The following is a 9,755-nucleotide window of genomic DNA, read 5'->3' as shown; positions in this document are numbered from 1 at the left end:
CCGTTCGGCCGTATGCTGAGGCCATGGCTCCTCGTCGAAAAAACAGCATGGGGCGCGTGTTCAAGCTCCTTCGCCGATCAGGATGGAAATGACATGGCCACGCAAAAGCTAGGGGCCGTCGCAATCGGCCGAAATGAAGGCGATCGGCTGAAGGCCTGCCTGCGGTCTCTGGTCCTGCTCTGCGCTCATGTCGTTTATGTCGACAGCGGTTCTTCCGATGACAGCGTCGCCTTTGCGCGCGATCTGGGCGTGAGCGTGGTTGAACTGGATATGGAAACCCCCTTTACAGCGGCCCGTGCACGCAATGCGGGGTACAGCGCCCTTTTGGCCGAGGTTCCCTCATTGGATTTCGTCCAGTTCGTCGATGGCGATTGCAAGGTGGCGGCAGGCTGGATCGAAGCAGGCGTCAAGGCCCTGGAGGAGGATCCCTCCTTGGGCCTGGTGACCGGTTGGCGGTCGGAAATGCACCCTATGGCTTCTGTCTACAATGCAATGTTCGAAGCTGATTGGCATCGTCCCGCTGGGCCGATCGTTACCTGCGGGGGCGATATGATGGTGCGGGTTGAGGCCTTCCGTCGGACCGGAGGGTTCAATCCCGAAGTAATTGCTGCCGAAGATGATGAATTTTGCCTGCGGCTCGGCAAGGCTGGCTGGCGCCTTGAGCGCCTGCCACTGCCGATGACCCTGCATGATGCCGATATGAAAAGCTTTGTCTCCTGGTGGAAGCGCACGACGCGCAACGGTCATGGTTTCGCTCAGGTCGGTCAGATGCATCCGGCGCATTTCCGGCGCGAACGTCTGCGTGTCTGGATTTACGGCCTGCTGCTTCCGCTGATCTTTCTATTGGGACTGATTGTTGCGCCGCCGGTATCGCTTCTGGTGCTTGCAATCTATGCGCTTTCCTATCTCCGAACAGCGCATGGGCTGAGCCGCCGCGGAATTGGGCAGGCGATGGCGCTCAAGCAATCCTTCTTTCTGACCATTTCGAAGGTCCCCAACCTTCTGGGGATGCTGATCTATCACAACCGGCGCAGCACCGGCAGTGACATGCAGATCATCGAGTACAAGTAGGAGAATACATGGTTCCGCCAGAAAGGTTGCGAGTCGGCATGGTGGGCGCCGGCTATATCGCGCGATGGCACGCCGATGCGGTCCTCGCGACGCCTGGACTTCGGCTGACCGCCATATGCGACCGGCAACAGGATGCAGCGGAAGGTCTGGCCACAGCTTACGGCGTCACCGCTTTCACGGATATCGACGCGATGATCGGGGCCGGGGTCTGTGATGCCGTTCACATTCTGACGCCACCCCAATCGCATCATCCGCTTGCGCTGCATTGCCTTCGGCGGGGACTGCATGTGCTGGTCGAAAAGCCGGCCGCGCTTTCCATGTCAGAGCTCGAGGAAATGGTGGCCACGGCCGAGGCCGAAGGGCTTATGCTCAGCATCTGCCACAATTTCCTGGGTTTGCCCTCCTATCAAAAACTTCGGAAGATTACGGCTGAAGGAAAGCTGGGACTGGTTTCCAGCGCGCAGATCAACTGGTCCTTCCCATTGCCTCCGCTCAGGTCCGGCCCCTATGGAAGCTGGCTGACGGACCAGACGCGCAATCTGCTGCTGGAACTTGGACCGCATCCCTATTCCCTCGCTGTCGATCTTCTTGGGCCTCTTGAGATTGAGCATGTCAGCCTAGGCCAGTGGATTGCGATGCCCGGAGGTGGAAAGCGGCCCCAAAGCTGGCGCATTCTGGCGCGCGCAGGCAATGTCGATGTGACGATAGCGCTGTCGCTGGTCGAAACCTTCGATGACCGCTCGGTGGTTTTGCGGGGCTCAACCGGCATGGCGCGATTGGACTATGCTTCCGATACGCTGGTCGCGACGGGGGACAATAGCGCTGAACTGGTTCTCAACCCGCTGCTCAAGGAACTGGAAAGGGCCAGCGCACATTTGCGCGAAGGCTTGAGAAATGCGGCGCTCCAGGCGGCGTCCCTGAATCAGAAAAGCCCCTATGGTCTGAGCTTTCGACGCACCATCGCAGCGGTCTATGAGGGGCTGCGCAAAAATAAGCCTGACCCGCGCTTTGCCCCTGCCACCGCGCTCAATGTCATGCGTGCCATCTCCGACAGCCTGGCGCTACTGCCGCCGCTTCCTGAGAAGCGGACTGCCCCGGCCGGAACGCCCAAGCCGAAGGTCATGGTCATCGGCGGCACTGGTTTTATCGGGCGCAACCTGACCCGTCGCCTGGTCGAGCGCGGTCATGATGTTCGCGTTCTTTCGCGTGGCGCGGCCGGACCCTTCGGTGACATTTCGGACCATGTGGAAATGATGGGCGTTTCCTTGCTCGACGAGGATGCCCTGGCCCGCGCGATGGAAGGGATGGACTGCGTTTTCAACCTGGCCCGATCCAATGACCGCAACTGGAAAGATGCGCTTGAGAACGATGTTGGCACTGCCTTGCGGATCTCGCGCGCTGCACGGCGGGCGGGGGTAAGCCGCCTCATCTACACCGGCACGATCGCATCCTATAATATGTCCGACCCATCGCGCGTGATAACGGAGAACACCGCTTTCGGGGATATGTCGAAGCGCAATGTCTATGCCAGGTCGAAGGCAGAATGCGAACGCCGCTTGATGGATATGCATGATGGCGAAGGCGCGCCCCTGGTGATCGCCCGTCCAGGCATTGTCGTCGGCAAGGGTGGGCCCTTGCAGCATTGGGGCATTGCTCGCTGGCATGGCTCCGGCACTGCAAGGCTATGGGGGAAGGGCCAGAATGTCCTGCCTTTCGTACTGGCCGATGACGTTTCAGACGCTCTGATCGCCTTGATGGACTGTCCTGAAGCGCTGGGAGAAAGCTTCAACCTGGTTGGCGAACCGATGCTGACAGGGCGCGATTATTTCGATGCAATCCACCAGCGGCTTGGCGCGCGCCTGAATGTGTCGTCTTCCAATCTCACCATGCTCTGGGCGACCGATCAATTGAAGCAGCTATTGAAGGAACAAGTTTTGCGCCGCAGGGATGCGGGCGGAATGATTCTGGCTGACTGGAAATCGAGGGGACACTTGTCGCGATTTGACAATGGCAAGGCTCGCCGCATGCTGGGATGGGCGCCGGAAGCCAACCGCGACAATTTCCTTCGCCGCGCGATCGACGAGGCCCGCCTCTTCTGGTGATCCGCGATGGAAGCAAGGTAGGCGGCCAGCCCTAAAGTGATTTCGAGCCAGATGGAATCATCTGGCGGCTCGGAAATCACGGAGAACAAGGGAATATTAGACTCGTTCCGGTTCAATCAGAACCGAAACGAGTCTAGAGCGGGATAGACTCACCTCCGTTCGTGTCGAGCGAAGTCGAGACACGTTCACCTCAGGTCAGCGTCCCTCGACTTCAGCGAAAGCTGAAGTTTATCCCGAGCGCCTGCCTTGCAGGCAGTCGAGGGGCTCAGGACGAACGGAGACGGCTCAGCCTGATTAAAACATGATCTTGGCCGTCATGGCTCGCGGCTCGTGCGCAGCCAGTCGCGCTGCGGCCGCACCAGTAGGCGGCCATAGATTGGCAGCTTCCAAAGCATATAGAAGGGGATTTGCGCCAGCGTCCTTGCTGGAAGCAGTTCCTTCCCCCAACGGCTCCATACCGCGAGCAAGCTGACCGCAAAGAGGACGCAGCCAAGGCTGAGGGCCAGCAGCGGCATTAGGATGCCGGACTGCCAGCCATAGACCAGAAGGCCCAGAAGCCCGCTTGCCACGCTCATCCCGAGCAGGCTGAGCGGCGGAACGGCAACGTCCAGCGCCAGCGGGAGGGCGGCGGGCCGCTGTAAAGTTGCTCGCAGCAGGCGTGGAACATAGCGGATCGCGGTAGAGATCTGGCCATGTTCCCAGCGCGTCCGTTGTCCCACCGTCGCCGCCTCGCTGCTAGCGCTGCTGGTGAACGACGCGCCCTCATCGAATATCACGCGGTGCCCCCCAAGGAACAGCTCCAGCCCCAACTGAAGATCCTCGACTAGGCTGGCGCTCGCGAGCGGCGCGTCCTTGAGCAGTTCCCATGGAAAGGCCATGCCGGTTCCCTGCAGCACCGCCGAACCTGACAGGCGAAGCAGCCCGCGCTGGCGAACCAGGTTTCTGATCTTGAAGGCAAAGGTCGAAATGCCGATCAGCGACCCCGCTTCGGCGGGTGGAGTGAGGAGGAACAGTCCCTGCACCGCCGCCTTTTCCTGCCGCGCAATCGCTGCCAGCCGTTGCAAGGCTCCAGGGCCGGGCGTGCAGTCCGCGTCCAGGATGATCGCGATTTCGGGCGGATCATCGCTCAATATGTCCCTGCCGAAATCGAGCGCGAACCCCTTGCCACGATGGCCGGGATTGGTCCTGGTGGCGACAAAGGCCCCGGCCCGCCGCGCCGCTGCGGCCGTGCCGTCCGTGCAATTGTCGGCGATCACCACCAGCCGGTCGCAGGGCCGCAATTGCGCCCGCGTAGCCTTCACCGCCGCTGCAATGCCCCACACTTCGTCATGTGCCGGCATCAACACCGCAAAGGCCGGAGCTTCCGCAGGCGCATCCTGGTGGCCGTCAGGAAGAAATGCCGCCAGGAACTCGGCCGAAAGCCAGAGCAAGGGAAGGAGCAGCATTGCCGCAAGCACCCATGCCATCATGGCTCACCCTCCCACCAGTGGCCGGAACAGATCGGCTAGCTGCGCAGCATTCCGGTCCGCATTATGATTCCGCAGCACCCGTTCCCGTCCGATCTCGGCCATGCAGGCAAGCCGCCCGGGATGGCAGTCCAGCGCCTCGCGCAACGCCTCGGCAAGGGCGGGGCGGGACCCGGCAGGCACCAGCCAACCGCATTGTTCGTCCACCAGCTCAGGAATCCCGGCGATGCAGGTCGCTACCACCGGACGGCCCAAGGCCAGTGCTTCCATGATGACGACCGGCAATCCTTCTGCAAAGCTCGGTAATATGAGCGCGCGCGCTGACAATATCTCCCTGCGCACTGACTCGGCGTCCCGCCAGCCGGTGAGTGTGACCCGCCGCTCAAGACCAAGGGTCCTGATCTGGGTTTCGAGTTGCGGCCGCATTTCGCCATCGCCAATGATCCGCAGCGAAAAGAGATGGTCGCGCGCCACTTCCGCCGCCGCTTCCAGCAACAGATTCAGTCCCTTCTGGCTGCTGAGGCGTGCGACGCAGACCAGGATATTGGAGTTGGGCAGCGATGCGGTTGGAGGCTCCTCCTCCAGCAGCCGGCGTTCCAGCCCGCAGCGGACGACCTTGATCTTTGGCCAGTCGGACATGCGCGCCCAGCGCATCAACTGCCCTCTGCCGAAATCGGAGACCGCCACGACAAAACTGGCGCTCGCCATTTTTTCGGACAGGAGCAACGAGGCAGGCGCGTCGAACTCATCCGGTCCATGCAGCGTCATGCTGTAAGTGATGCCGGAAAGCACGTGCGCCAGCCGGGCGACGGCAGCCGGGTTGGTACCGAAATGGACATGGACATGGCGAATGCCCGCCTCTTCCATCATCCGGACGAGCAGGCATGCCTCCATCAGATAGGCGATCGAGCGGACCTGTCCCGAATGTCCGCGCAAACCCGCCCCAATGGCAAGCACCAGCGCCTGCGCAAAGCGGTAAGGCCGCCTGAAGAACAAGGTCAAGAAGGCTGCAAACAGTCGCATGCGCAGGCCGTCGAGCAGAACAACAGTCTGCTCCGCTTCCATCTGGTCGGCAGGATCGGGAAGATCTTCGCCGCTGGCCCGGATCGAGAAGCGATGCACCTTGAAACCCTGCCGCTCCAGCGCCGCGATTTCCCGGCGAATGAAGCTGTGGCTCACCTTGGGATAGACATTGGTCAAATAGGCGATCGGCAACGGAGTGACCGCGCCGCACCACCGATCGAACGCGCTCAGCCTTCGCTCATCCAGAACGATCTGCATCACGCTCCTCCCACGCCTGGCAGACCTATTTTGTACCTCTGGGCGCGGGTCTGGATAGCCTTGATATCGTCCACTGAAGTCTACTCAGTATCTATTCGCGCCCGGAAAATACCCACGGACTAGCGATCATGGCTGGCGAAAGCGAATGGCAGTAATTTTGGGCTGTAACAGCAGTTCGTCATCCCTCTCCGCTGGAATGACGGGAACGGAGGCACACAGCCTTGATCTCCTTTCGGCCCGGCATCAATTCGCTTCGAAAAGCGGTGGGCATGTCCTTTCCGGACCTGGAATCGGCTGCTGTGGACCGCTGGACCATGGCGCCAGCCTGCAGGCGCTATGTCCGCCCCGCCAAGTTCCTGCCCGGCCAGCTTGAACGCATCCGCGCTGCCCATTTCGGCACGGTCGCAGAGGTGATACGGGATTTCCGCGGCGGCTATGATGCATTGCAAGGGGAGACGCTGGGCTTCCGTGCAAGGCATGTCGATCTGGTGGACGGCGTGCTCTACGCCGCTCGCGCCAACCGCAGCCTGCGGCCTCGTACGCGGCCGCTCCCGCTCTATGCGGTCCCCCGGGAGGTCGCCACCGGCGCAGTCTATGAAAGCTGGGTGGGGAATCGCTGGTTCGGCAACTGGCTGACGGAAGATTGTCTGACCTATCGCTTGGCAGAACGCCATGGATTCCCGGTTACGACGCGGCTGCCGTCGGGCGGGCATGTCACCCGTTATGCGGAACGGCTTGGCATTCATCCTGCAACCGTCGGCCGCGTCCATTTCGACGAACTCGTCTTCTTCCGCGACTCTTCGCAAAATCTGGACAAGCAGGCGCGGGCGGAAGAGCTTCGGTTACGCCTGATGGCGAACATTTCTGCGCCTGAACATCCCGGCGTGTTCCTGTTGAGGGGCAGTTCGGGGGACTGCCGCCTTCTCGCCAATGAGCGGGTTGTCGCGGAGAGGCTGGCGCTGGAGCGCGATTTCCGTGTGCTTGATCCGTCCTTGGCGACGGTGGACGAGATCATCTTCCATTGCGCGGGGGCAAAGGTCATTGCCGGGGTAGAAGGCAGCCATCTGGTGCATGGACTGGCGGTCATGCCGCGCGGAGCCATGCTCTTCGTTATTCAGCCGCCCGACCGCGCCGTCGCCGCGTTGAAGATCATCACTGATCGCCAGGACCAAGGCTATGCCTTTGTCGTGGGGAAGGGAAAGCAGGATCATTTCATCGTTGACTGGATGGAGGTCGAGCGCACGCTCGATCTCGCGCTGTCATGAGGGGGCAGGGGGGCATAAGATGCTGATCGAACTGATCCGGCAGGACTACCGGCGCCACGGAAGTTCAACATTCAATGCAGCATTCCTGTCGCTGCTGCTTTACCGCTTCGGCCGCTGGTCGCTGCAAAGACGCAGTCCGATGGCGCGCCGCTTGCTGGGAAAGCTCTATGGCGTCATGAACGTCTTCGTTGCGAACATCACCAAGATATGGATTCCCCCGCAGGCCACTATTGGCGAGGATTTCCACATCATCCATGCCGAAGGCTCGCTTTCCATCCATCCTGATGTAGTGATCGGCGACCGCTTCGGCGTGATGCACAATGTCACGATCGGCACCAACATGACCGATGGCGCGCCAGTGATCGGCGACGATGTTTTTGTCGGGGTGAATTCCACCCTGCTTGGCCCCATCAGGATTGGGGACCGCGTACGGATCGCCGCGAACACGGCGGTCTCCACCGACATCCCGAATGACTATGTGGCGGTTGGCTCACCCGCCAAAATCTATCCCCGCCTCGGCCCATGGCCCGACGCGACGGCGCTGGCGTCCACGGCCCACCGGAAGAGGGCGGCCGCTTCTTCTCACAAAAGCGTGGAACAGGTGCCATGAACGCGCTCACGACAACCTTCTATCAGCTGCTTGCCGACAACCTGCCGGAACGCGCCGAGAAGCCAGCGGTGATCGACGGGGATCATTCCGTCACCTATGCCGAACTGTTGGCAGAGACGGGCCGCCTTGCCGCTTATCTGCATCATTGCGGGATCAAGGCCGGCGACCGGGTGATCGTCCAGCTCCGCAAGAGCATGGCCGAAGCCGCCGCGATGTTCGCGATTGCAAAGGTTGGCGCGGTTGTTGTGAACGTCAATGTCCAATGGACGCTGGAACAACTCGGCTATGTCGCTGACGACTGCCGCGCCAGGCTGATGATTGTCGAGCAGAAGGTCGCCGATGCCCTGGCGCTGCGTCCGTTGCCCGCTTCGGTCCGGCACATCCTCTGCAAGGGCAAGGCGCCCGACGCCCCGCGCTTTGACTGTTGGGAAAGCGCCCATGGCCATCCCCTGGACGAAATGGCCCGGCTCGACACCGACCTTGCCATGATCATCTATACGTCCGGCTCAACCGGAAAACCCAAGGGGGTGATGCTCAGCCACCGCAACATCATCGCCGGGGCGCGGTCGGTGGCCCGCTATCTCAAGCTCCGCGACGACGACCGGCTGCTGAGTGTGCTTCCGTACAGTTTCGATTATGGACTGAACCAGCTCACCACCATGATGCTGATGGGCGGCACCATAGTGCACCAGCCTGTCGCCATGGCGACGGAGGTTGTCGGCGCGATGCAGCGGCATGACGTCACAGGGGTCGCCGCCGTGCCGCCGCTCTGGAACCAGATCATCCGGCTGCTCGAGCAAAAACCCGCCGCTTTCCCGGCGCTCCGGCGCATCACCAATTCGGGTGGCAAGATCCCTCTCAACGTGCTGAGACGCATGCCGGAGGTCTTTCCCGGCGCGGACATCTACCTCATGTACGGTCTTACCGAGGCTTTTCGCTCGACCTATCTTCCGCCCAGGGAATTCAAACGGAAAATGGGCTCCATCGGCCGCGCCATTCCGGGCGCGGAGATCTACGTCGTCAAGCAGGGCGACGGCATTGCCGGTCCGGGCGAACAGGGCGAGCTGGTCCATCGCGGCCCGCTGGTCAGCATGGGCTATTGGGGACAGCCTGAAGCCACGCGGGAGAAGATCCGCCCCTGCCCGGAGCTTGCTCATCTCATCGGGGAAGAGCCGGTGGTCTATAGCGGCGACATTGTCGAAATCGATGCGGAAGGCGATCTGTGGTTCGTCGGCCGCAATGACGCCATGATCAAGACGAGCGGTTTCCGCGTCAGCCCCGACGAAATCGAGGACCTTGTCTGCCGCAGCAACCTTGTAGCCGATGCAGTCGCCTTCGGCATCAATGACAATGACCGGGGCCAGCTCGTCCATGTCGCGGTCACGCCGCTCCCTGGCTTTACCGAAGCGGCGCTCATGCGGCACTGCCAGCGCGTGATGCCGCATTATATGATCCCCAGCCGGATCCACGTCTGGCAGGACCCCATGCCCCGCACCGCAAGCGGCAAGCTGGCGCGCCCCGACGTGCGCCGCCATTGCGACGACCGCCTCCGGTCCGAGGGCCAGATCGCAGCGGAGTAGAACATCATGGCTCTTACCCCCCGGCAACTCATGACCTACCTCATGGACGAGCTTAACCTCGGTCAGGAGCTGGATCTTGAAAGCGAGCTCTTCTCCACTGGAGCGCTCGACTCGGTCTCGATGCTGAACCTCATCACCTTTGTCGAGGAAACCGCTGGCGTCCAGATCAGGGCTGAGGATGTGACGCTGGAAAATTTTGACACCGCCGCCCGCATTCTTCGCTTTGCTGGGGCGGAGACGGCCTAGGCGCTGTCTGCATTCATAGGATTCCCTTTTCCGAAGAGTTCTGATTCAAGGTTGTCGAAGGAGACGAGCTTTGAGCAGACGGGTACTGACGGACGAGCAATGGGGCCGGATCGAGGGCCATCTTCCCGGTCGAG

Annotated in this window: 8 protein-coding genes; 6 read left to right on the top strand and 2 right to left on the bottom strand. The window is 61.5% G+C overall.

The window, feature by feature from the left end; translation table 11 throughout:
- Positions 1 to 93: 93 nt before the first annotated feature.
- Together VJS46_RS04170 and VJS46_RS04165 are read left to right on the top strand one after the other, a co-directional pair.
- Positions 94 to 1,071 carry a glycosyltransferase gene (locus VJS46_RS04170; protein WP_324058088.1) on the top strand — a complete coding sequence of 326 codons (978 nt, stop codon included), beginning with the start codon at positions 94 to 96 and terminating at the stop codon, positions 1,069 to 1,071.
- An 8-nt stretch (positions 1,072 to 1,079) separates the two neighbouring features.
- Positions 1,080 to 3,173: an NAD-dependent epimerase/dehydratase family protein gene (locus VJS46_RS04165; RefSeq protein WP_324058087.1), complete on the top strand. Its 2,094-nt coding sequence runs from the start codon at positions 1,080 to 1,082 to the stop codon at positions 3,171 to 3,173.
- Positions 3,174 to 3,487: 314 nt separating this feature from the next.
- Here the strand turns inward: VJS46_RS04165 and VJS46_RS04160 are convergent, their stop codons facing one another.
- Both VJS46_RS04160 and VJS46_RS04155 read right to left on the bottom strand, forming a co-directional pair.
- Complete coding sequence (locus tag VJS46_RS04160) at positions 3,488 to 4,642, bottom strand: glycosyltransferase family 2 protein (RefSeq protein WP_324058086.1); 1,155 nt, start codon at positions 4,640 to 4,642, stop codon at positions 3,488 to 3,490.
- A 3-nt stretch (positions 4,643 to 4,645) separates the two neighbouring features.
- Positions 4,646 to 5,920 carry a glycosyltransferase gene (locus VJS46_RS04155; RefSeq protein ID WP_324058085.1) on the bottom strand — a complete coding sequence of 425 codons (1,275 nt, stop codon included), beginning with the start codon at positions 5,918 to 5,920 and terminating at the stop codon, positions 4,646 to 4,648.
- Between the two features lie 269 nt (positions 5,921 to 6,189).
- On the opposite strand from VJS46_RS04155, the gene VJS46_RS04150 reads away from it, so the two are divergent.
- Genes VJS46_RS04150 through VJS46_RS04135 form a run of 4 tightly spaced genes read left to right on the top strand, consistent with a single transcriptional unit; the run spans position 6,190 to position 9,621 of the window.
- Entirely contained in the window at positions 6,190 to 7,185 is a 996-nt protein-coding gene (locus tag VJS46_RS04150; protein ID WP_324058084.1) for a glycosyltransferase family 61 protein, read from the top strand.
- Positions 7,186 to 7,204: 19 nt separating this feature from the next.
- The gene (locus VJS46_RS04145) at positions 7,205 to 7,795 is read left to right on the top strand and encodes a serine acetyltransferase (protein ID WP_324058083.1); all 591 of its coding nucleotides are present in this window, start codon (positions 7,205 to 7,207) and stop codon (positions 7,793 to 7,795) included.
- Complete coding sequence (locus tag VJS46_RS04140; protein ID WP_324058082.1) at positions 7,792 to 9,375, top strand: AMP-binding protein; 1,584 nt, start codon at positions 7,792 to 7,794, stop codon at positions 9,373 to 9,375. The genes VJS46_RS04145 and VJS46_RS04140 overlap by 4 nt, the downstream gene beginning before the upstream one ends.
- A gap of 6 nt (positions 9,376 to 9,381) precedes the next feature.
- Positions 9,382 to 9,621 (top strand): acyl carrier protein, encoded by a 240-nt coding sequence (locus tag VJS46_RS04135; protein WP_324058081.1) that lies wholly within the window; start codon positions 9,382 to 9,384, stop codon positions 9,619 to 9,621.
- Positions 9,622 to 9,755 lie beyond the last annotated feature (134 nt).

Origin of the sequence: Rhizorhapis sp. (genome assembly GCF_035276005.1) — a bacterium.
Classification (GTDB): Bacteria; Pseudomonadota; Alphaproteobacteria; order Sphingomonadales; family Sphingomonadaceae; genus Rhizorhapis.
Note: the sequence above shows the minus strand (reverse complement) of the source record. Positions and strands in the feature narration are given on the sequence as shown.

Coding starts and splice junctions, on each gene's coding strand:
- VJS46_RS04160 (WP_324058086.1), bottom strand. CDS start 4,642: ATGATGGCATGGGTGCTTGCGGCAATGCTGCTCCTTCCCTTGCTCTGG.
- VJS46_RS04165 (WP_324058087.1), top strand. CDS start 1,080: ATGGTTCCGCCAGAAAGGTTGCGAGTCGGCATGGTGGGCGCCGGCTAT.
- VJS46_RS04155 (WP_324058085.1), bottom strand. CDS start 5,920: ATGCAGATCGTTCTGGATGAGCGAAGGCTGAGCGCGTTCGATCGGTGG.
- VJS46_RS04140 (WP_324058082.1), top strand. CDS start 7,792: ATGAACGCGCTCACGACAACCTTCTATCAGCTGCTTGCCGACAACCTG.
- VJS46_RS04170 (WP_324058088.1), top strand. CDS start 94: ATGGCCACGCAAAAGCTAGGGGCCGTCGCAATCGGCCGAAATGAAGGC.
- VJS46_RS04145 (WP_324058083.1), top strand. CDS start 7,205: ATGCTGATCGAACTGATCCGGCAGGACTACCGGCGCCACGGAAGTTCA.
- VJS46_RS04150 (WP_324058084.1), top strand. CDS start 6,190: ATGTCCTTTCCGGACCTGGAATCGGCTGCTGTGGACCGCTGGACCATG.
- VJS46_RS04135 (WP_324058081.1), top strand. CDS start 9,382: ATGGCTCTTACCCCCCGGCAACTCATGACCTACCTCATGGACGAGCTT.